The sequence below is a fragment of the Nitratidesulfovibrio sp. HK-II genome (genome assembly GCF_003402415.2).
Classification (GTDB): Bacteria; Desulfobacterota; Desulfovibrionia; order Desulfovibrionales; family Desulfovibrionaceae; genus Cupidesulfovibrio.
On sequence record NZ_AP036014.1, the window covers coordinates 1,494,932 to 1,514,663 of the forward strand.

Sequence of the window (19,732 nt, forward strand, 5' to 3'; positions counted from 1 at the left end):
TGATCGAATTTTGTCCCACGCGGACCGAAGGCGGGTACCTGCGCTTGGTGGTGTGCGGTGAACGCGCGTGGGGGAGGTGACCGAACCTCCCCCTGCTTGTTGGGCTACTGGCGGGATGCGGTGTCGCCTTCCGGAGCGTTGTCCGAGACATCGCCTGCCCCCGCGTCCGCGCCGGATTCCGCCTCGGTACGGGGCGTTTGCTGCCCGGGCAGCAGCGACCCGGGGCACGCCGCACCCGACGGGCATCCGCCTGCTCCGCCTGCACTGGCGGACGCGCATCCGGAACAGCCAGCGGTGTCGCCGCCCGCGCCGGGCGCGGTGACCGCGTATTCCGGCAGCAGGTGGGGCATCAGTTCCTTGGTGGCCGAGCGGTGCGCGGCCTCCACGAACACGCCGCCGTCCCGCGCCGTCACGTCGAAGCGCGTCACCACCCGGCGGTCGTCCGGGAACATCAGTCGTTTCTGGCGGATCATTTCCTCCACGATGCCTTCCAGCGCTTCCTGCGCGTCGTCGGTAAGGTCGAAGCGCACCAGCGACAGGCGCAGGTTGGCGCGCCAGCGCTCGTCGGGCAGGAAGGCCGCGTTCCACGCGAACACGCCAAGGCTCACGGCGTTTTCCGGGCCGCTCAATTCCTCGGCCACGGCCAGCAGCGGGCGGCAGAAGTCATGGATGGTCTGGGAAAAGGGGTCCATCTGCCGTTCGGCCTTGCGGCGGCGGATTTCGGCGATGCGTTTCTTCAGTTTCTTGGCGGTGGGAGCGGCCATGGTGCCTCGCTGCGGTAAGGTGCGTGGCGCGCCCGTGCGGGCGCGAACGGCTGGTGCATAGGCGGTTTCGCGGGCAAGCGCAACCCGCCGGGCCGTGCGGGGCGGATGCTTCGGCGGGAGGGGGGCCGCGCCCGGCAGGCCGCCGTCCGGGGCGTTTGGGGAGCGGGGCCGCCAGATGTGGAAAGCAGGAACCCGCCGGAAACGGCGGGTTCATCGCGTGGAGGGCAGTGTCAGGGAGGGGTGCCGACGCGGACGGGGGCATGCGGTCTGCCCCCGGTCTGCACGCCAGGCCCCAAGGTTCAGCGACGGCGCGAACGGGCCCACAGGGCGATGCCCGCCAGCCCAACGATGTAGCCGATGCCGCCCGCAACATCGGCCATGCGCGGACCGCCGGATTGCATGGCCGCCAGCGAATGGCGCAACGGGGCCACCTGCTCGGCCACGGACTCGGCCACGATGCGGCGCAGGGCCGCTTCGTCCAGCGTGGTTGCCGCGCCGGACCCCGCGCGCGCGGTGGAAACGGCGGGCGCCGGGGCCTTGGGCGCGTCCTGCGCCGTAGGGGCGGGCTCGACGGCGGGGCCGCCCTGCGCATCGGGTTGGGCGGCGACTGGCGAAGCGGCAACTGGCGGCGCGGACAGGTATTCCTCGGCGGGCATGGTCCAGACATTGCGGTGGCCTTCGCCCGCCTGCACCTCTATGACCAGGTCCGCCTTGCCGGCCCGCATTTCCGGGGTGATGGGCAGGGCGCAGCGCCCCTTGGCGTCGGTGATGCCCGTGCCGAGCACCGCGCCGTTGGCGGCGGAGGTGACGGTGACCTTGGTGTCGCGGGCGGGGTTGCCGCTGCTGAACGAACTTTCACAGCGGATGGCCCCGCCTTCCACCCAGGCGAACACGTTCACCCGATGGGCCAGGGCCGGGCGCGCCTGCGCGGCGACAAGCGCGATGGCGACGAACAGGGTCGCCAGAAGGGACGCCGCGCGCAGCGATGCGCGCGAGGGAAACGGGGTCGGTGTGGAATGCATGGTGCCTCCTGCGTGTTGCCCCTTTGCAATGCATCATTTTTTTGCAAAGTTCAAACTTCGAGCGTGCGTTTTTTTAAAACGTGCTACGAATCCTCGACGCGCGGCGGTACGATCGGGCGGCTTTCGCTTGCCTGCGCACGCAGTTGAGGCTATCAGGTCAAGGATATCACCTTCAGGAAGAAGGGTAGACGGATGAAGGACGCAAATCCGAAACATGCACAGGGCGCGCGCGCGGAAGCCGACACGGGCCGCGAGCCCCTTGGCCATTCCTCTGGACATCCTGCGGGCCATCCTGCGGGCCACCCCGCGAACCATCCCCCAAACCATCCGGCGGACCATCCCGTGCTCGACCGGTCAGGGGCCATGCGCCGCCTGGAACTGGACGCCGAAAGCTATGGCCAGTTGCTGGCGCTGATGACCGTGGAGGTGGCCGGGACGCTGGACGCCCTGACCGAGGCGTGGCGCAGCGGCGACCGGCAGTCCATGCGCCTGCACGCGCACCGCCTGAAGAGCGAGGCCGCCAACGTGGGTGCCGAGGAGGTGCGCTTTGCCGCCGCCCGTCTGGAACGGCTGCTGCGGCAGATCGGAGAGGCGGGCGTTCAGGAGGCTGGCGCGGCGGGGGCGGATGCCCACGGCGACGCCGCGGCGGCCGTCAGCCATCTGCGCATGGCGCTGGCGCGTCTGGCCGCCGTGCTCGGCCAGTAGCGGCCAGTGGCGGGCGGTAACGCCGGTCACGGCCAGCGGGGCAGCAGAAGACGCCTGGTATTTCGCGGAGATCCGGCGAGCCAGGGGTGTCCCGCGCATGCCCGATCGCCGCGTCGGCGCGCCGTCGGCAGGGTTTACGGGGGCAACTGTCCCGTTTTGTCGGCTGCGCCATCAGGCCCGCGCGCCTCGGTATTTTCTTGGGGTGTAGCCATCTTCCCGCCTTACGCGGTGCCCGCTCCGCATCCCGCGCTCTAAAGCAAAACGCCATCCGGCCGATGAAGTTTCCGACGGGGTGCGCCCACCCCGCCGCGACCCTTTGCGGAAGGTACGCCCATGCTTCGCCGTTTCCGTGCATTTCCTGCCGTTGATCACGCCGCGCGCGGCTGTGCGCCGCTTTGGCGCGGTCTGTTCCGCGTCCTGTTGCTGGCCGCGCTGCTGGCGCTGCCCGCCTTCGCCGCAGAAGGGCTGTGCGGGCCGACGGCCACGCCGCCGCCGCGCAACGTGCCCGACGAACCCTTTGCCGAAACCCGCGCCGGGCGGACCCTGGACGAGCCCGACGACTGGAGCCGCATGGCCACGGCCACGGCCCTGCGGGTGTACAAGGCGCTGGACGACCGGGCTGACCTGGTGGCCCTGCCCATCCGCATCACCCCGCCCAACGCCCGGCCCTTCGCGCTGGCCTACCAGAACCTGCTGGCCACGGAACTGGTCTCGCGCGGCATGCAGGTGTCCCTCGCGCCAGAGGCCGACGCCGTGGAACTGGACTTCGCGGTGCACGCCGTGCCCGTGGGGCCGCAACAGCCGGTGTCCGCCGCGCACACCCGCCCCGACGACAAGTGGGAGGTGGTGCTGACCACCACCATGTGGCGCGGCAACCGCTACGTCATCCATACGGCTGACGGCTTTCTGGTGCGCGGGAACGAACTGGGCAAGTACGTGGACCCCGACGCGCCCGGCCACACCGTGCGGCCCTTCCGGTCGCGCAGCGTGCCCATGGTCAACAGGTAGAACAGCCGGAACGGCCGCCCAGGCCGCGCAACCGTCAGACCGGGAGGCGACGCATGTCCGCATCCATCACATATCCTGAGTGTTTCCGCGCGGTCCGATCGGCGGGCCTGTCGCTCGCCCTGTCGGCCTGCCTGATGGCGGCCGCGCTGCACGCGGCCCCGGCGCGGGCCGATGCCGGTCCCGTGGGCGCGGCCGCGCGCCAGCCCGCCGCGCCGGACGCCGTGCTGGTCAACCCGCCGGAAGGCTCGGAACTGCTCAACGCCAACACCTACGCGGCCGATGCGCTGCACGCGGTGATGGCCTCGCGCGTGAGCACGGGCAGCCCCATCCTGGTGGCCACCCTGGCCGATGTGGACAACCTGGAGCGCAGCACCCCCTTCGGCCGGGTGACCATGCAGCAGGTGGCCTCGCGCCTGGGCCAGCACGGCTACCGCGTGCTGGAAGTGCGCATGGGGCGCGCCATGACCTTTTCGCAGCAGGGCGAATTTCTGCTCTCACGCGACGCCACCCGCCTGATGCAGTCGGAATACGACGCCCAGGCCGCCCTGGTGGGCACCTATTCGGTGACGGGCGGCACGGCCTACGTGTCGTTGCGCGTGGTGCGGCTGGATGACGCCGCGGTCATGGCCGCCTACGAGTACCACCTGCCGGTGCGCGGCGACGCTCGCCGCCTGATGGCAGGGCAGGGCGACCCGTGGAGCCAGTACGCCGGACGGCGGCAGGCGTTTTCCGGCGCGGCGGTGGCGTCGGCCGTGGCTCCCCCCGCCGCCGTGAGCGGCCCGGCAGGCCCGGCTGGCCAAATCGGGCAGGCAGGCATGTCGGGGGGCCGCCCCGTCTATCCGACGCCGGTGGCGGTACCCGCCGCGCAGCCCACGGACCCGGCGGCCATGCCGCTGCTGAAGGATTTTCCGCCCATCGGGTCCAAGTCTTCCGCCACGGCGGGCAAGCCCGTGGCCAAGAAGGCGGCCCCGGCCCAGAAGCAGGCCGTCAAGAAGCAGGCAGCCAAGCCCGCCGCCAAGGCGGCCGCCAAACCTGCGGGCAAGGCCCCAGCCAAGAAGGCTCCCGCAAAGGCGGCGGACGGCAAGAGCGCGGCGAAATCCGCATCCAACCCCGCGCAGAAGCCCGCACCCACTTCTCCGGCGGCGCCCCAGTCCGAACCCCAGCCGGGGCAGCCCTCGGGGTAGCGCGAACCGGCGCGCCCTTTGTGCTGCACGAGCGCAATATCCGAAACTCCCGGCGGCGCGCGGCAGTGCGCTCCGTCGGGAGTTTCTCGTTGCGGCGCAGGATATGAAAACGCCGTGGCAAACGCCGGGGTTGTTCCGGCCGTCGCGTCGGGCAACGCGGTGGCGATGGGGCAGCGTGGCCGAATCGGATCGGGGCGGCCCCGGCTGGCGCGCCTGCTCTTGCTCCGTCCGGGGCGGGCGCGGCCGCCACGTGGATTTCACTTGAATTCCAAGCCCGAAGGGCCTATGTCTGCGGTGCCGGACGCGGGCGCCGCCCGTTCCGGCATCATCCCCAGCTACATCAGGCTCCACTTGACGCAGACCTGCATACCGGGTAAACAGGTCCGTTCATATTTTTTGAAGGAGAAATTCCATGTCGAAGAGAACCTACCAGCCCAGCAAGATCCGCCGCAAGCGCACCTGCGGCTTCCGCGTCCGCATGAGCACCCCCAACGGTCGCGCCGTCATCCGTCGCCGCCGCGCCAAGGGGCGCAAGAGATTAGCTCTCTAGTCTTCCCCCGGCGCAACCGGCTTGTCCGGCGGCCCGATTTCGTGGCCTGCTACGACAAGGGACGCCGTCTTTTCACCAAGCATTTCGTTCTGTTCGTCCTATTCGACCTGGATCGCACGGCCAGCCCGGAAGGGTGGCGCCTGGGGCTGGCCGTTACCAGGAAGACGGGGTCGGCCGTGCGGCGCAATCGCGTGAAGCGGGTGCTGCGCGAGTTCTTCCGGCTCCATCGCGCCTTGATGCCCGATGGCGTGGACGTCATCGCGGTGCCCAAGCGCCACCTCAAGCCCGAGCGGGTCACTCTCGCCCTCGTCACCCAGGAACTTCAGCCCCTGCTGGCGGAACTTGGCGCGCATCGCCGCGCTGAAGACCGCACTGGCCCCAACCGGCCAACGGCGACAGGGGGGGAGCCTTCCGAACCGGAGTCGCCTTCGGATTCGCCTGGACCGGAATTTTCCGGACCGGAGCCTGCCGGGCCTGAAACGGCCGCGTCGCGAACGACCCGGCCGGACACGGCTCCATCAGGCTCCGCCCACATCGACGAGGCCCGGCCGGACACGGCCCGCGAGGCGGAAACCGGAGCGCAATGAGCACCTTACCGCGCGAACTGGTCGTGTGGCCCATCCGCTGCTACCAGCGCCTCATCTCGCCCTTTCTTCCGCCTGCCTGCCGGTACGTGCCGACCTGTTCCGCCTACGCCGCCGAGGCCGTGCTGACGCACGGCGTATTGCGCGGCCTGCTGCTGGCCTGCCGGCGGCTGCTGCGTTGCCACCCGTGGTGCGCAGGCGGGTATGATCCCGTGCCCCCTCCCCGGCATTCCCGAAGCGTTGCCATCGGCGTTTCCGCCAGCGCAACAGCCAGACACGCAACAGCACAGGAGCTGTCGATCTCCCATGGAAAGTAAGCGCGCCATCATCGCCATCGCCTTGAGCCTGGTTGTCATTTTGGGTTGGAGCTATCTTGCCGACCACATGGGCTGGAACGGCCAGCCCGCGCCGCAGACCCCGCAGGAGCAGGCCGCCCCGCAGGCGGCCCAGCAGGCGGCCCCGCAGGCCGCCGCACCCGCTCCCCGCAGTGAGGCCCCCGTCTTCCTGCCGTCCGCCGGGCGCGAGGTGGCGGTCGTCACGCCGCTGTACAAGGCCGTGCTGCATTCCGGCGGCGGCGTGCTGAAGCACTTCAGCCTGACGCGTTACCGGACCGCCATCACCGCCGGGGCCCCGGCCGTGGATCTGGTGGACACCGCCGCCACGGTCATGTCGCCCCTGGGTCTGCTGGTCAACGGGCAGCCCTCGTGGAGCACCGGCCAGTGGTCCTTCGACGGGGGCGACCTGTCGCTGGCTGCCGGGCAGTCCGGCAGCCTGACCTTCACCGGCGAGGTGGACGGCGTGCGCGTGGTGCGCGAGCTGACTTTCAACGCCGACACCTACCTCATTTCCGAAAAGGTGCGCCTTGCCCCCCTGGCCGAGGCGCGCACCGTGCGCCTTGGCTTCACCGTGGGCGCGGGCAACCTGTCGCCCAACGGCGGCCAGTACGACCACACCCGCGTGGCCTGGCTGCAGGACGGTTCGTTCAACGAGAAGACCAGCGCCTCCGACCTTGAAAAGGGCGTGCAGGAAACCGGCGCCCTGGGCTGGGGCGCGGTGATGAGCAACTATTTTCTGGTGGCGGCCGTTCCGGCCGAGGCCACCGGCGTGACCATGAAGGGCAAGCTGCAGGAAGGCGTGTACCGCGTGGCCATGGAGCGCGGCGACGTGTCCATTCCCTCGGGCGGCGAAACCAGCGCGGCGTGCAGCTACTGGATCGGCCCCAAGGACCGCGAACTGCTGAAGGACGCGCCCAACCACCTGGCCGAGGCCATCAACCTCGGTTGGTTCAGCATCATCGCCCGCCCGCTGGTGGACCTGCTGGTGTTCTTCAACAAGTACGTGGGCAACTACGGGGTGGCCATCATCCTGCTCACCGTGGTCATCAAGCTGGTGTTCTGGCCGCTTTCGCACAAGAGCTACAAGTCCATGGAGCAGATGAAGAAGCTCCAGCCCATGCTCCAGAAGCTGCGCGAGAAGCACGGCGACGACCGCGAGAAGATGAACGAAGAGATGATGCGCCTGTACAAGACCTACAAGGTCAATCCGGCGGGCGGCTGCCTGCCCATGCTGGTGCAGATTCCCGTGTTCTTCGGCCTGTACCAGGCGTTGCTGAACGCCATTGAACTGCGACATGCCTCGTTCATCGCGCATTTGCCGTTCACCGACATGGTCTGGCTGGCCGACCTTTCGGCCAAGGATCCGTACTACATCACCCCCATCGTCATGGGCGCCACCATGCTGTTGCAGCAGAAGCTGACGCCCGCCCCCGGCGACCCGACCCAGGCCAAGATCATGATGTTCATGCCCGTGGTGTTCACCTTCATGTTCCTGAGCTTCCCGTCGGGCCTCGTGGTGTACTGGCTGTGCAACAACGTGCTGTCCATAGCGCAGCAGTGGTGGATGCTCCGCAAGGCCTAGGACGTGGCTTTCGCCGTCCTTCCGCCCGTGCCGCGCGCACGGCGGAAGGACGGCCATGCGCCGGGCGCGCCCCGCATGACGACGCGCCGTCCGGCGGCGGGCCACCCGCCCGCAAGGCCCCTCCGGCTCCGCCTTCCCTCCCTCCCTTTTCGAGGTGACAGCATGGATGGATACAAGGAGTTTCAGGGCAAGAGCCTTGACGACGCCATTCGCGAGGCCTGCTCCTACTTCGACGCCCCCCGCGAAAAGCTTGAGATAGACATCGTTCAGGACGCAAAGTCCGGCATCTTCGGCATCGTGGGCGCGCGCAAGGCCAAGATTCGCGCGCGTCGCGCCCAGATCGGGCGGATGGCCCAGGCGGGCGCCGCGGTGCAGCCGGAGGCTTCGGCCACTGCGCCGTCTGCGGTACTGGCGGAAGACGCGGATGCGTCCGGTGAACGGCCCGCCCGCGCGTCCCGGCCCCGCGAAGAGCGTCCGCGCGAGGACCGTCCCCGCCGCGAGCGCGGGGAGGCCCCGGCCCTGGCCGAGGCGGCCGTTGCCCGGTCCGATATCCGTGACGATGCAGACTCCGAAGACGACGACGAACGTGACGGGCGCAAGCCGGAAGGCGAGCGCGGCGAACGTGACGACCGTGGCGGACGCCGCCGCCGCCGTGGCGGCCGTGGCCGCCGCGAGCGTGACGGCGAACCTCGTGGCGACCGTCCCGATGGAAACGGGCGCGGCGAGCAGCCCGCCCCGCCCCGAGGGGGCGAAAGCGATGCCGACGACGCCGCAACCGACGCTTCCCGTCCTGGCGGCAGACCCGCCCGCGCGCCCCGTGACCAGAATGCGCAGCGTTCTTCTCGCGGGCCGCGTCCCGCGCGCCAGCCGCAGGAAGACGACGGCAACGGCCAATCGGACCAATCGGGCCGCCGTGGTCCCCGCCGTAACGGCGAACAGCCGGACAGATTGGACCGGCCAACTCGTTCGGACAGGCCCGATCGGGCCGCGGGTGACGCCCCCTTCCCGGCCGACATGCTGGACGACGCCGACGAGCACGGCGGCGACGGCCTGCCCGAAATCCCGCTGGAACAGCTGGATCAGGATCAGGTGAAGCAGGTGGCCGTGGAGGTCATGGAACGCCTGGTCACGCCGATCATTGGCGAAGCGGGCTTCGCCGTGGAACTGGCCGAGGGCCGCGTGAACGTTTCCGTGGATTGCGGCGAGAATTCCGGGCTGCTCATCGGGCGCGAGGGGCAGACCCTGTCGGCGCTGCAGTATCTGGCCTCGCGCATCGTCTCTCGCACGCTCGGCTCGTCGGTGCGCGTGCAACTGGATTCCGGCGACTACCGCGAGCGGCAGGACGACAAACTGCGCGACATCGCCCTGCACCTGGCCGAAAAGGTGCGCGCCACCGGCAAGCCGCAGTCCACCCGTCCGCTCAGTTCGTACCACCGCAGGGTGGTGCACGTGACCCTGCAGGACGACGAAGAGGTGGTCACCCGCAGCAAGGGCGACGGCCCGCTGAAACGGGTGATCATCATGCGCCGCAGAAAGGGCTAGATCGGTCCGGTCCGCCGGGCGGCGGCAATCCGCGCCCGTTCGCAAGCGCGAGATTCCGTTTGCGGTGCGACCGTGGACCCTACATAGTGAATGCGCAGGGCGGGGGATACCCACACGGGTTTCCCCCGTTCGCGTCCACAAGGGCGCGCGCCGCCGTGATCGTGGGGATCGGGCGGCACCGCCGCGCCGGGGAGCACGCCATGCGGCAGGAAGGCACCATAGCCGCCGTCGCCACCCCGCCCGGACACGGGGGGGTGGGCATCATCCGCATCAGCGGGCCGGACAGCCACGCCATTCTCGGGCGGCTGTTCCTGCCCGCTTCGCCGCGTTTCGCCGGGTTCCGGCCATGGACGCTGCATCGGGGCCGCGTGCGTGACGCCTCCGGTGCGCCCGTGGACGACGTGCTGGCCGTGGCCATGCCCGGCCCGCGCACCTTCACCGGCGAGGACGTGGCCGAAATCCACTGCCACGGCGGCCCCGCCGTGCTGGCGGCGGTGCTGGAGGCTGCCTGCGCCTGCGGGGCGCAACCGGCGGGGCGGGGCGAATTCACGCGGCGGGCCTTTCTGAACGGGCGCATGGACCTGACCCAGGCCGAAGCCGTGGCCGAGATGATCGCCGCCCCCGCGCGGGGCGGGTTGCGCCTGGCCCAGGCCCGGCTGGAAGGGCTGCTGGGCGCGCGGGTGGCCGCGCTGCGGGCGCGACTGCTGGAGTTGCGCGCGCAGGTGTGCGTGGCCGTGGACTTTCCGGAGGACGAGGTGGATTGCCTTGCCCCCGAGGCCTTCGTGGCCGAATGCGACGCCGTGGCCAGCGGGGTGCGCGGGCTGCTGTCCGCGCACGAGCGGGGGCGCTGCTGGCAGGAGGGCGCGCTGGTGGTGCTGGCCGGGCACGTCAACGCGGGCAAGTCCAGCCTGATGAACGCCCTGCTGGGACGCCGCCGGGCCATCGTCACCGACATGCCCGGCACCACCCGCGACTTCATCGAGGAGCCGGTGCACCTGGCCGGGCTGCCGGTGCGCCTGGTGGACACGGCGGGCCTGCGCGAAACCGGCGACATCGTGGAGCAGGAGGGCGTGCGCATCAGCCGCGACCTGGTGGCCCAGGCCGACCTGGTCCTGCTGGTGGTGGACGCGGCCGCCGGAGTGGGCCACGCGGAACGCGAACTGCTGCGCCAGGTGCGTGGTCAGCATGCCCCGGATTCCCCGGTCGGCGTGTCCGTTCCGCCTGACGTGTCCGGCTCGTTTGATATGGCTTCGTCCGGCGTACTCGGCATGGCGCGCGGCCGGGTGCTGGTGGTGCTGAACAAGGCCGATCTCGCGGCGGGGGAAGAAGGCGCGGCCGCCTTCCAATGCCCGACCGGGGTGGAGGGCTGCCCCTGCGTGGCCGTTTCCGCCCTGCATGGCCAGGGCGTTGACGAACTGGCCGCCGCCGCGCGGGCCATGGTGCTGGCGAGGCTTGGCGAGGCGGGCGGGCCAGGCTCGGTTGACTCGGCGGGCGCAAGCGGCGAACCGGAATCCGGCGATCTCGCCCCCAACTTGCGCCAGGCCCAGGCGTTGCGCCGCGCCCTGGACGAGTTGGATGCCCTGGCGGACGACATTCGCGCCGGGGTGCCGTATGATCTGTGCTCGGTGCGCCTTGACGGGGCTTGCGCCGTGCTGTCCGAGATCACCGGAGAAACCACGCCCGCCGAAGTGCTGGAACATATTTTTTCTTCATTTTGCATAGGAAAGTAGGTGGAATTCGCCCTGCGACGGGACCACCGGGAAGCAAACAAGCCATCCCGCCCGTTGTGACCTGCGTCACCGACCGGAACCCGCCCCCCGTGCCACGGTGCACGCAAGGCGGACACGCCACAGGAGAACCATGTCCGATCGCGCTCCCTCTCCCTTCATCGTCAACGGTTGTCGCGGCACGACCGTCTCCTCCTCGCGCGGGGGCACCTGCCGCTTTTCGCTGCCCGTGCCCGAAGGCTTTCTGGCCCGGCTCGAACAGGTGGTCGTCGGCAGCGGCTGGCCGGAATTCCTGCGCGACGTGGTGCGCGGCCCCATCCTGCACCACCACGCCTTCCGCGTGGCGGTGTCCGCGTGTCCCAACGGCTGCTCGCGCCCGCATATCGCGGACGTGGGCATCATCCGGGCCTGGACGCCGGGCCGCGCCTCCGACGCCTGCACCCGCTGCGGGCTGTGCGAGCGGCTGTGCCCCGACCACGCCATGGTGGTTACGGAGAACGGGCCGGAACTGCACCCCGAGAACTGTCTATCCTGCGGGCTGTGCATCAAGCGCTGCCCGGAAAAGGCCCTGCCCGTGGCCCGCGAGGGCTGGCGGGTGGTGGTGGGGGGCCGTCTGGGCCGCCGCCCCCGGCTGGCCACCGAACTGGAGGGGCTGGACGAGGTGCCCGGCGCTTCGGGCTTCCCCGGCCAGTCGCACCTGCTGGACGACGACGGCGTGGTGCGCGCGTTGCGCAACGCGCTGGCGTGGTACATGCGCGAATACCGGCTGCACCTGCGCTTCGGCGACCTGGTGGCCTCCGACCCCGCCACGGCGGCGCGTCTGGCGGGCGTCCTGCCGGGGCCGGTGCGCACCCCTGAAAAAATGGCCCCCGTCCGCTTCGATGCCCCGGACCCGGATACCGGCGAAGGGGAGGGCGCGGGTGGCGAAACCCCGTAGCCGCCATTTGCAAGAGCATGGCCAGCCACCGCACCGATTTTCCTCCCCCGCATGGCGCAACGCGCCCGTCGCACGACGGGGGTAACGCTGCGGCGGATTGTCCCGGAGGGGGAGACAGCACCGGGACATCACCCGGAAACCGGCAGGCCATGCCACCATTGCCCCATGCTGCATCGCGGCCCGTGCCGCCGTTTTCGCCCGCCATTTCCGATGGCGGCGCGGACGGCGGGCCGGGCCGTGTCGCGTTCTGGTCCGTGGCCGCGCCCTGTCTGTCGGCCTTCGCCCTGCTGGCCGCCCATGCCGTGCGCGCGGGCGACTGGGGCGTGGCTGCGGCGTGGGGCGTGCTGGCGGGCCTGGTCTGCATCCGTCTGGCCTGGGCGCGCCTGGTGGCGCTTGCGGCGCTGTTCGCCGGGGGGCTTTTCTGGGTGTCGGCGGGCGTGGATCTGGTGCGCTTTCGCATGGCCTTCGGCATGGACTGGCTGCGCCTTGCGGCCATCATGGCGGCCATCACCGGCCTGACCATGGCCGCGTGGTGGCGGCTGGCGGGCGAGGCCGGGCGTTTGCGCCATCATCGTGGCGCGGGCACCGCGTGGCCCAGGGCCGTGGCCTTCCTGCTGACCGTGGGGCTGCTGTGGCTGGCCCGCTGGCGCGCGTCCAGTATCGTCTTGTTGCTGTCCGACCGTTTCCTGCCCGGCTCCGGCCCGCTCCAGATCGCCCTGGCCGGGGTGTACGCCGCGTGGGCGGCCGGGCTGCTGCTGGACCCCGCCAGCGCCCGCAAGGCCCGCCCGCGCCTGTGGGCGCTGTTCTCCGCCGTGTTCTTCGGCCAGTTGGCCCTGGGCCTGCTGGGCGCGCACCGGCTGTTGATGACCGGGGCGCTGCACCTGCCGGTGCCCGCCCTGATTCTTGCCGGTCCGTTGTTCCGGGGCGAGGGCGTGTTCATGCTGGTGCTGTTCGGCGTCTCGGTGCTGTTGCTGGGGCCTGCGTGGTGCAGCCACCTGTGCTACATCGGCGCGTGGGACGACGCCTGCTCGCGGCTGGCAAAGCCTGCCGCCCACAAGGGCAGGGGCAGGCGGACCGCGCCGCTGCCGCCCTGGGCCGTGGTGTTCCGCTGGTGCCTTGCCGCCGCCGTGTTCGCCGCCGCGTGGACCATGGGCCGGGCCGGGGTGCCCCTGGGCGTGGCCGCCACGGCGGCTGGTCTGTTCGGGCTGGCCGGGGTGGCGGTGATGGCCGGGGTGAGTTCGCGGCGGGGCATGATGGCGCATTGCACCGCCTTCTGCCCCATGGGGGCCGTGGGCAACCTGCTGGGGCGGATTTCACCGTGGCGGCTGCGGGTGGGGCCGGGCTGCACCCGCTGCTGGGCGTGCCTGGCCGTGTGCCGGTACAACGCGCTGGACGAGCAGCGACTGGAGGAGGGGCGGCCCGCGCTTTCCTGCACCCTGTGCCGCGATTGCGTCACCGTCTGCCGCCACGGGGCCATGCGCCTGACCTTGCCGGGGGTCGCGCCGCGAACGGCATGGCGCATCTTTGCCGTGCTGGCCGCCGTGCTGCACGCGGTGTTCCTGAACGTGGCCCGCATGTGAAGCGGGGTGAAGCCGCGTGAGTCTGCCGGACATGGTGGGGGCCAGGGAGAACCCCGGGGGATTGGGACCTTGACGGACCTTGGCGGAGCTTGGCGAACCGTGGCGGGTGACCGTTCCGGAGCCGGGGGTTTACGTAACCCGGCCCATCATGTATGAATGCCGCCGCCGGAGCCACCGCGCGCTTCGTGCCTTTTTGCATCCCGCGCCGCCGGTCCTCCGCATTTCCGGCTCCGTGGACCGCGCCTTCACGAGTGCCACCTGATGAAGAAGATTCCCGAACGGTATCGGCGTAAGATCAGCAAGGACGAGATCAACGAGCTGCCCCTTGAGCGGTATGCGGGTGATATCCGCATCGTCCGCGACGAGGACGGGCTCGCGGACGCCATTGACCGCCTGCGTGACGAGGACGTGCTGGGCTTCGACACCGAGACCCGGCCCACCTTCCGCAAGGGCAAGGTCAACCTGCCGTCGCTGGTGCAGCTTGCGTGCAGCGACGTGGTCTACCTGTTCCAGCTCAACTGGCTGCCCTTCGGCGACGCGCTGGCCTCGGTGTTGTCCGACCCGGACATCGTCAAGACCGGCGTGGCCGTGCGCGACGACATCCGCGACCTGCAGAAGCTGTACGCCTTCAACGACGCGGGCGTGGTGGACCTGGGCGAGGTGGCCCGCGACCTGGGGCTTGAGACGCACGGCCTGCGCAACCTGGCCGCCAACTTTCTGGAAGTGCGCATCTCCAAGGGGGCCCAGTGCTCCAACTGGAGCAACCGCGAACTGGCCCCGCAGCAGGTGCTGTACGCCGCCACCGACGCCTGGGTGAGCCGCGAGATTCATCTGCGCATGCGCAGGCTGGGGCTCATTAACCGCTAGACTGGCGCTAGTTTGGCGCTAGTTGGCCTTGGCCGCCGTCTTCCATTCCCCGTCCCGCGAATTTATCGCCTCCCGCCAAATCGGGCACGCTTTTCCCGCAGTCCACGCGCGCACCCTGTACGTCACGGTGCGCGCGGTTCGTTGTGCCGTCCCCCGTTTTCTCCGTTCCGTCTTCGTCGTCACGCAGTCGTCACCAACATGCGGCATGCGTGGTGGCGCTGGCCTGGCATGGCCAAGGAATTCCGGCTGTCTTGGCAGTGAGGGGGAAAAATGTCACGTTCTTGTAACGGGGCAACCACGCATCCGTCACCGGCGACGCACATCTTCACGGGCAGGAAAGCGCCAAGGAGAAGCACATGACGAAAGAGCGCATTCTGGTGGTGGAAGACGACGAGGACATCCTGCAGTTGCTGACCTTCACCTTTGAATCCGCCGGGTTCGAGGTGCGGACGGCCACCACCGGGCGCGAGGGGCTGGACATCGCGCTGCGGCAGAAGCCCGCGCTGGTGCTGCTGGACCTGATGCTGCCCGGCATGAGCGGCCTGGACGTATGCCGCGAACTGAAGCGCCTGCCCGAGACCGAAGACGTGCCGGTGATCATGCTTACCGCGCGCGGCGAGGAAGTGGACCGCATCGTGGGGCTGGAACTGGGCGCCGATGACTACGTGGTCAAGCCCTTCAGCCCGCGCGAACTGGTGCTGCGCATCCGCGCCGTGCTCAAGCGAGCGCAGGGCGTGGCGGAAAACCCCCAGCGCTCGCAGTGGCGCGTGGACGGCCTTGCCCTGGACCTGGAGGCGCACCGCGTGGAGGTGGACGGCGAGGAAGCCGCCCTTACCGCCACCGAATTCCGCCTGCTGTCGGAACTGGTGCGTAACCGGGGCCGCGTGCGCACCCGCGACCAGTTGCTGAACACCGTGTGGGGATATGAATTCGAAGGTTACGCCCGCACCGTGGACACCCACGTGCGGCGGCTGCGCCAGAAGATTGGCGGCTACGCGGCCATGATCGAGACCATCCGGGGCGTGGGATACCGCTTCAAGGAACAGTAGCCGGGCAGGACCGCCGACGGCCCAGCGCCGTTGCCCCGCCATTCCGCGGCATCGCCCCCTTTTGCCTAACGCCCCAACGCGCGGCGCGCCACGCGCCGCCGGGAACGAGACATGCCAGACAGCAAGAACGTGAAGATGCACTCGGCGTCGCTGAATTTCTACTACGGCGATTTTCAGGCGCTGCACGACATCAATCTGGAATTCGAGCGCAACCAGGTCACCGCGCTCATCGGGCCTTCGGGCTGCGGCAAGAGCACCTACCTGCGCTGCCTGAACCGCATGAACGATCTCATCCCCATCTCGCGCGTGGACGGCGAGATCTGCCTCGACGGGATGAACATCCATGATCCGAAGCTGGACGTGGTGGAACTGCGCCGCCGCGTGGGCATGGTGTTCCAGAAGCCCAACCCCTTCCCCAAGTCCATCTTCGAGAACGTGGCCTACGGCCTGCGCGTCAACGGCGTGCGCGACAAGGAATACATCGCCGAGAAGGTGGAGCAGAGCCTGCGCCACGCCGCCCTGTGGGAGGAGGTGAAGGACCGCCTGCACGAATCGGGGCTGGGCCTTTCCGGCGGCCAGCAGCAGCGCCTGTGCATCGCGCGGGCCCTGGCCGTGGAGCCGGAGGTGCTGCTGATGGACGAACCCGCATCCGCGCTGGACCCCATCGCCACCCAGAAGATCGAGGAACTCATCCACATCCTGAAGAAGGACTACACCATCATCATCGTGACCCACAGCATGCAGCAGGCGGCGCGCGTCTCCGACCTGACGGCCTTCTTCTACATGGGCAAGCTGGTGGAGTGGGGCGCGACGGAAATGATGTTCACCCGGCCGCGCAACAAGCAGACCGAAGACTACATCACCGGCCGCTTCGGCTAGGGGAGTTTTCGCACTGCCTGGCGGCAGCCCGCCGCCCAACGCCCCCCGCCTTGACAACTCCCCCAGGAGATTTCCGTGGAAACGCATTTTCACCAGCAATTGCAGAAGCTTCGCCTGAAGGTGCTGGAAATGGCCGCGCATTCGCAAACGGCCATCGAAACCGCCGTGCGGGCCCTGCAGCAACGCGACGCCGACGCCGCGCGCTCGGTCATCGCGGGCGACAAGCTGATCAACACCATAGAGTGCGAGATCGATGAACTCAGCTTCCGGCTGCTGGCGCTGGACCAGCCCATGGCCGTGGACCTGCGCATCATCGTGGCCATCATGCGGGCCAGCATGTACCTGGAACGGGTGGGCGACGAGGCCGTGAACATCGCCGAGGCGGCCATGTTCCTGGCATCCCGGCCGCCGTTGCCGGAAATGCCCAGCCTGAACGAACTGGGCGCCCACGCAGTGGACATGTTCCGCAAGGCGGTGATGTCCTTCCGCGAAAGCGACGCTCGGCTGGGCCGCGAACTGCGCGTGCTGGACAAGCGCTGCAACCAGTTGGACATGCAGGTGCTGCGCGAGCTCATGGACTACATGAGCCGCGAGAGCCCGGCCGTGGAACGGGCGGTGCACACCATTCTCGTCTCGCGCAGTCTCGAGCGGGTGGGCGACCTGTCCACCAACGTGGGCGAGACGGTGATGTTCATCGTCGAAGGGCTGAACATCAAGCACAGCTTCCAGATCAATTCCGGCGGCACGTGCGGCTAGCGCGAGCCCCTATACTTCTCCGCAGCAGCGGGGCCGCCCCACACGGCGGCCCCGCTTTGCATTCAGGGGCGGCTGCGGTATGCTGCACGCCCCGCCGCCCGCCGGACATCCGGAAAGGCGGCGGCCCATCCCATACCCTTGCGGCCCCGCATCCACGGTGGCCCGCCCCGGAGACCCGATGACCCAATACGGCAAACGTACCGTGCAGTTTCCCATAGCTCCCGAAGACGCGCCCGCCCTGGTGCGGCGCGTCGGCGAGCAGATGGCCACCGGCACCATCACGCTGGATGGCCGCTCCATAGACATTGAAGGCTACGAAAGCATCGGCATTTCGCTGAAGCGCACCGGCGAGAAGCTGCGTGCCCGCGTGAAGGTGAAGTTTCCCAAGCGCCCCGGTGAAGCGGGCGACGACGCCGGGCATGCTGAGACCGGAGACGATGACGGGGATGACGACTAGCCGCCGCGCCGGGGCAGGCCCTGGCCCGGCGTTCCCGCGCGACGCGGCCCACGGGCCGCGCATCGTCTTCTTCACCGGCGGCACGGCGTTGAAGGCGCTCAGCCATGCGCTGACGCGCCACACCCACAATTCCGTGCACCTGGTCACCCCGTTCGACTCCGGGGGCAGTACGGCGGTGCTGCGGCGCTACATCCGCATGCCCGCCGTGGGCGACCTGCGCAACCGACTGCTGGCCCTGGCCGACCCGGCCGTGGCCAGCCCCGCGCTGGTGGCCCTGTGCGACCTGCGCTTGGCCGACGCGGGCGAGCACGACACCCTCATGCAGCGGCTGTACGCGCTGGCATCGGAGCGTGACCCGGCCTGGCGCGGCATAGACCCGCTGGTGGCCGACGTGCTGCGCCTGCACCTGCGCTGGTTTCTGGAATTCGCGCCGCCCGGCTTCGACCCGCACGGGGCGTGCCTGGGCAACCTGCTGCTGGCGGGCGGCTACCTGCGCCACGGCGGGGGACTGGGGCCGGTGGTGCACCTGTTCTCGCGCCTGTTCCGGGTGCGCGGCGCGGTGGTTCCCATCGTGGACGACGACCTGCATCTGGCGGCGGAACTGGCCGACGGCTCCGTGCTGCTGGGCCAGCACCGCATCACCGGCAAGGGAACGCCCGGCATCACCGCGCCGGTGCGCCGCCTGTTTCTTACCCGCACCCGGCCCAATGGCGGGGACGGCGGGGAATGGGGCGGACCCGCCCGCAACGCAGACCCCGCCGCCTCGTCCGCCAGCGCTCCCGGCGCGCCGGTTCCCGTCGAGGCGGAGGTGGCCGTGGGCGAGGCCGCCGCGCGGCATATTTCCCGGGCGGAGCTGATCTGCTTTCCCATGGGCAGCTTCTACACCAGCGTGCTGGCCAACCTGCTCCCACGGGGCGTGGGCCGCGCCGTGGCCGAGGCCGACTGCCCCAAGGTGTACGTGGCCAACAGCGGCACGGACCCCGAGCAGCTCGGCCTGTCCGTGGCCGACTGCGCCGCCGCCCTGCTGGCCGCGTTGCGCCGCGACGCGGGCTCGGACATGCCCGCGGCCCGCCTGCTGGGCACTGTGGTGGTGGATGCGCGCAACGGGGTGTACCCCGGCGGCATCGACCGCGAAGGGCTGCGCGCGCTGGGCGTGGACCTGCTGGATGCCCCGGTGGTGCGCCCGTTGCCCGACGGGGCGCAGCCGCCTGCCACCGCGGGGCGGCACGACGCCGACGCGGTGGCCGACCTGTTGCTGGGCATGGCGCGGCCGCACTGAACATTCGCTGCCGTCCGGCATGATAAATACCGGGCTTGCGCGGCGTATTGCATGGGGTAGGGTGGACGGATGCGTCCAACCCGGAGGAATACCATGCAGCATTCCCTTCCGCCTCACGCCCGCCGTTCCCAGACCCTCGTCCACCCGGCCTTCATCCAGCCTGACACTGCCGGGCACATCCACTTTCGTCCCTTTCCTTCTGCCCGCCTGCTGGCCTGCTTGTGCCTTGCCCTCGCGTTGTGCGCGGGGCTGGCCGCGTGTGCCGCCAAGGAGCCACGCAGGGCGGGGCAGTCGGGCTTTCTGGGCGATTATTCCCAACTCGTGCCCGGTGAGCCCGGCAAGGCTTCAATGATCTACCGCAAGCCCGGCCTGGACACCCGCAAGTACCGCGATATCGTCATCGACCCGGTGCGTGTGGTGCTGAAGCCGGACGCCGACCGCGAGGTGGACCCCGCAAGCCTGAACAGCTTGGCCACCCTGTATCGTGAACGGTTGGTGGACGAGATTTCGCCCGTGTACCCGCTGGCGCGGGTGGTGAGCCCCCAGACGCTGCGCCTGCGGGTGGCCATCACCGATGTGGTGCCCGGCAAGCCCGTCCGCAACGTGATGTCCATCATGCCGGTGGGGTTCATCGTTTCGCAGGCCACCTATGCCTCCACCGGGGAATACCCGGACGTGGGGCAGTCCGAGACCGAGGTGGAACTGCTGGACGCGGTGACCGGCGAACGCCTGGTGGCCGCAGTGGACCGGCGGGCGGGCGCCAAGGCGCCGTTGCGCGCGCCGCTGGATGATGCCAAGGACGCCATCGAGGCGTGGGCCGGGCGTATTGCCGCGGAACTGGCCAAGGTCCGCGTGCAGTAGCACGCAGCACGGAGCTGCTGGCCGAGTGTCTGGCCGAGTGTCTGGCCGAGTGTCTGGCCGAGCG

20 protein-coding genes are annotated in these 19,732 nt (G+C 69.8%); 18 read left to right on the forward strand and 2 right to left on the reverse strand.

Annotated features, from left to right (window positions below; genetic code table 11):
• Positions 1 to 104: 104 nt before the first annotated feature.
• Together RVX_RS05990 and RVX_RS05995 are read right to left on the reverse strand one after the other, a co-directional pair.
• On the reverse strand, positions 105 to 764 hold the full coding sequence (locus tag RVX_RS05990) for a hypothetical protein (RefSeq protein WP_116305132.1): 660 nt from the start codon (positions 762 to 764) through the stop codon (positions 105 to 107).
• A gap of 299 nt (positions 765 to 1,063) precedes the next feature.
• Positions 1,064 to 1,786 carry a hypothetical protein gene (locus tag RVX_RS05995; protein WP_116305133.1) on the reverse strand — a complete coding sequence of 241 codons (723 nt, stop codon included), beginning with the start codon at positions 1,784 to 1,786 and terminating at the stop codon, positions 1,064 to 1,066.
• A 342-nt stretch (positions 1,787 to 2,128) separates the two neighbouring features.
• Between RVX_RS05995 and RVX_RS06000 the strand changes: the two genes are divergently transcribed.
• From RVX_RS06000 to RVX_RS06085, 18 genes are all read left to right on the forward strand, one after another.
• Positions 2,129 to 2,491, forward strand: coding sequence for an Hpt domain-containing protein (locus tag RVX_RS06000; RefSeq protein ID WP_172596529.1), 363 nt, complete (start codon positions 2,129 to 2,131; stop codon positions 2,489 to 2,491).
• Positions 2,492 to 2,824: 333 nt separating this feature from the next.
• Entirely contained in the window at positions 2,825 to 3,499 is a 675-nt protein-coding gene (locus tag RVX_RS06005) for a hypothetical protein (protein WP_116305135.1), read from the forward strand.
• A gap of 53 nt (positions 3,500 to 3,552) precedes the next feature.
• Complete coding sequence (locus RVX_RS06010) at positions 3,553 to 4,683, forward strand: FlgO family outer membrane protein (protein ID WP_116305136.1); 1,131 nt, start codon at positions 3,553 to 3,555, stop codon at positions 4,681 to 4,683.
• A gap of 412 nt (positions 4,684 to 5,095) precedes the next feature.
• On the forward strand, positions 5,096 to 5,233 hold the full coding sequence (gene rpmH / locus RVX_RS06015; RefSeq protein ID WP_116305137.1) for a 50S ribosomal protein L34: 138 nt from the start codon (positions 5,096 to 5,098) through the stop codon (positions 5,231 to 5,233).
• Positions 5,221 to 5,820, forward strand: coding sequence for a ribonuclease P protein component (gene rnpA / locus RVX_RS06020; protein ID WP_116306397.1), 600 nt, complete (start codon positions 5,221 to 5,223; stop codon positions 5,818 to 5,820). The genes rpmH and rnpA overlap by 13 nt, the downstream gene beginning before the upstream one ends.
• Positions 5,817 to 6,134, forward strand: coding sequence for a membrane protein insertion efficiency factor YidD (gene yidD / locus RVX_RS06025; protein WP_116305138.1), 318 nt, complete (start codon positions 5,817 to 5,819; stop codon positions 6,132 to 6,134). Before rnpA ends, yidD begins: the two co-directional genes overlap by 4 nt.
• The gene (gene yidC / locus RVX_RS06030; protein WP_116305139.1) at positions 6,124 to 7,734 is read left to right on the forward strand and encodes a membrane protein insertase YidC; all 1,611 of its coding nucleotides are present in this window, start codon (positions 6,124 to 6,126) and stop codon (positions 7,732 to 7,734) included. The genes yidD and yidC overlap by 11 nt, the downstream gene beginning before the upstream one ends.
• Positions 7,735 to 7,896: 162 nt before the next feature.
• Entirely contained in the window at positions 7,897 to 9,276 is a 1,380-nt protein-coding gene (locus tag RVX_RS06035; RefSeq protein WP_116305140.1) for a protein jag, read from the forward strand.
• 200 nt (positions 9,277 to 9,476) lie between these two features.
• Complete coding sequence (gene mnmE, locus RVX_RS06040; RefSeq protein ID WP_420192423.1) at positions 9,477 to 11,006, forward strand: tRNA uridine-5-carboxymethylaminomethyl(34) synthesis GTPase MnmE; 1,530 nt, start codon at positions 9,477 to 9,479, stop codon at positions 11,004 to 11,006.
• 130 nt (positions 11,007 to 11,136) lie between these two features.
• Complete coding sequence (locus RVX_RS06045; protein WP_116305141.1) at positions 11,137 to 11,940, forward strand: 4Fe-4S binding protein; 804 nt, start codon at positions 11,137 to 11,139, stop codon at positions 11,938 to 11,940.
• A gap of 149 nt (positions 11,941 to 12,089) precedes the next feature.
• Positions 12,090 to 13,520, forward strand: coding sequence for a 4Fe-4S binding protein (locus tag RVX_RS06050; RefSeq protein WP_230404430.1), 1,431 nt, complete (start codon positions 12,090 to 12,092; stop codon positions 13,518 to 13,520).
• 261 nt (positions 13,521 to 13,781) lie between these two features.
• Positions 13,782 to 14,387: a 3'-5' exonuclease gene (locus tag RVX_RS06055; RefSeq protein WP_172596530.1), complete on the forward strand. Its 606-nt coding sequence runs from the start codon at positions 13,782 to 13,784 to the stop codon at positions 14,385 to 14,387.
• Between the two features lie 356 nt (positions 14,388 to 14,743).
• Positions 14,744 to 15,436, forward strand: a complete 693-nt coding sequence (locus RVX_RS06060) for a response regulator (protein WP_007522763.1) — start codon at positions 14,744 to 14,746, stop codon at positions 15,434 to 15,436.
• Between the two features lie 111 nt (positions 15,437 to 15,547).
• A complete protein-coding gene (gene pstB / locus RVX_RS06065; protein ID WP_043608425.1) occupies positions 15,548 to 16,315 on the forward strand; it encodes a phosphate ABC transporter ATP-binding protein PstB in 768 nt (255 codons plus the stop codon).
• A 75-nt stretch (positions 16,316 to 16,390) separates the two neighbouring features.
• Positions 16,391 to 17,071, forward strand: a complete 681-nt coding sequence (phoU, locus tag RVX_RS06070; protein WP_116305143.1) for a phosphate signaling complex protein PhoU — start codon at positions 16,391 to 16,393, stop codon at positions 17,069 to 17,071.
• A gap of 178 nt (positions 17,072 to 17,249) precedes the next feature.
• Complete coding sequence (locus tag RVX_RS06075) at positions 17,250 to 17,528, forward strand: hypothetical protein (RefSeq protein ID WP_116305144.1); 279 nt, start codon at positions 17,250 to 17,252, stop codon at positions 17,526 to 17,528.
• Positions 17,518 to 18,807: a GAK system CofD-like protein gene (locus RVX_RS06080; protein ID WP_116305145.1), complete on the forward strand. Its 1,290-nt coding sequence runs from the start codon at positions 17,518 to 17,520 to the stop codon at positions 18,805 to 18,807. Before RVX_RS06075 ends, RVX_RS06080 begins: the two co-directional genes overlap by 11 nt.
• A gap of 93 nt (positions 18,808 to 18,900) precedes the next feature.
• On the forward strand, positions 18,901 to 19,668 hold the full coding sequence (locus RVX_RS06085; protein ID WP_116305146.1) for a DUF3313 domain-containing protein: 768 nt from the start codon (positions 18,901 to 18,903) through the stop codon (positions 19,666 to 19,668).
• Positions 19,669 to 19,732: the final 64 nt, after the last annotated feature.

Bases quoted from the DNA above. Each gene is read 5' to 3' on its own strand.
- RVX_RS05990 (WP_116305132.1), bottom strand. From the start codon at position 764: ATGGCCGCTCCCACCGCCAAGAAACTGAAGAAACGCATCGCCGAAATC.
- RVX_RS05995 (WP_116305133.1), bottom strand. From the start codon at position 1,786: ATGCATTCCACACCGACCCCGTTTCCCTCGCGCGCATCGCTGCGCGCG.
- RVX_RS06005 (WP_116305135.1), top strand. From the start codon at position 2,825: ATGCTTCGCCGTTTCCGTGCATTTCCTGCCGTTGATCACGCCGCGCGC.
- RVX_RS06010 (WP_116305136.1), top strand. From the start codon at position 3,553: ATGTCCGCATCCATCACATATCCTGAGTGTTTCCGCGCGGTCCGATCG.
- rpmH (WP_116305137.1), top strand. From the start codon at position 5,096: ATGTCGAAGAGAACCTACCAGCCCAGCAAGATCCGCCGCAAGCGCACC.
- yidD (WP_116305138.1), top strand. From the start codon at position 5,817: ATGAGCACCTTACCGCGCGAACTGGTCGTGTGGCCCATCCGCTGCTAC.
- yidC (WP_116305139.1), top strand. From the start codon at position 6,124: ATGGAAAGTAAGCGCGCCATCATCGCCATCGCCTTGAGCCTGGTTGTC.
- RVX_RS06035 (WP_116305140.1), top strand. From the start codon at position 7,897: ATGGATGGATACAAGGAGTTTCAGGGCAAGAGCCTTGACGACGCCATT.
- mnmE (WP_420192423.1), top strand. From the start codon at position 9,477: ATGCGGCAGGAAGGCACCATAGCCGCCGTCGCCACCCCGCCCGGACAC.
- RVX_RS06045 (WP_116305141.1), top strand. From the start codon at position 11,137: ATGTCCGATCGCGCTCCCTCTCCCTTCATCGTCAACGGTTGTCGCGGC.
- RVX_RS06050 (WP_230404430.1), top strand. From the start codon at position 12,090: ATGCCACCATTGCCCCATGCTGCATCGCGGCCCGTGCCGCCGTTTTCG.
- RVX_RS06055 (WP_172596530.1), top strand. From the start codon at position 13,782: ATGAAGAAGATTCCCGAACGGTATCGGCGTAAGATCAGCAAGGACGAG.
- RVX_RS06060 (WP_007522763.1), top strand. From the start codon at position 14,744: ATGACGAAAGAGCGCATTCTGGTGGTGGAAGACGACGAGGACATCCTG.
- pstB (WP_043608425.1), top strand. From the start codon at position 15,548: ATGCCAGACAGCAAGAACGTGAAGATGCACTCGGCGTCGCTGAATTTC.
- RVX_RS06075 (WP_116305144.1), top strand. From the start codon at position 17,250: ATGACCCAATACGGCAAACGTACCGTGCAGTTTCCCATAGCTCCCGAA.
- RVX_RS06080 (WP_116305145.1), top strand. From the start codon at position 17,518: ATGACGACTAGCCGCCGCGCCGGGGCAGGCCCTGGCCCGGCGTTCCCG.
- RVX_RS06085 (WP_116305146.1), top strand. From the start codon at position 18,901: ATGCAGCATTCCCTTCCGCCTCACGCCCGCCGTTCCCAGACCCTCGTC.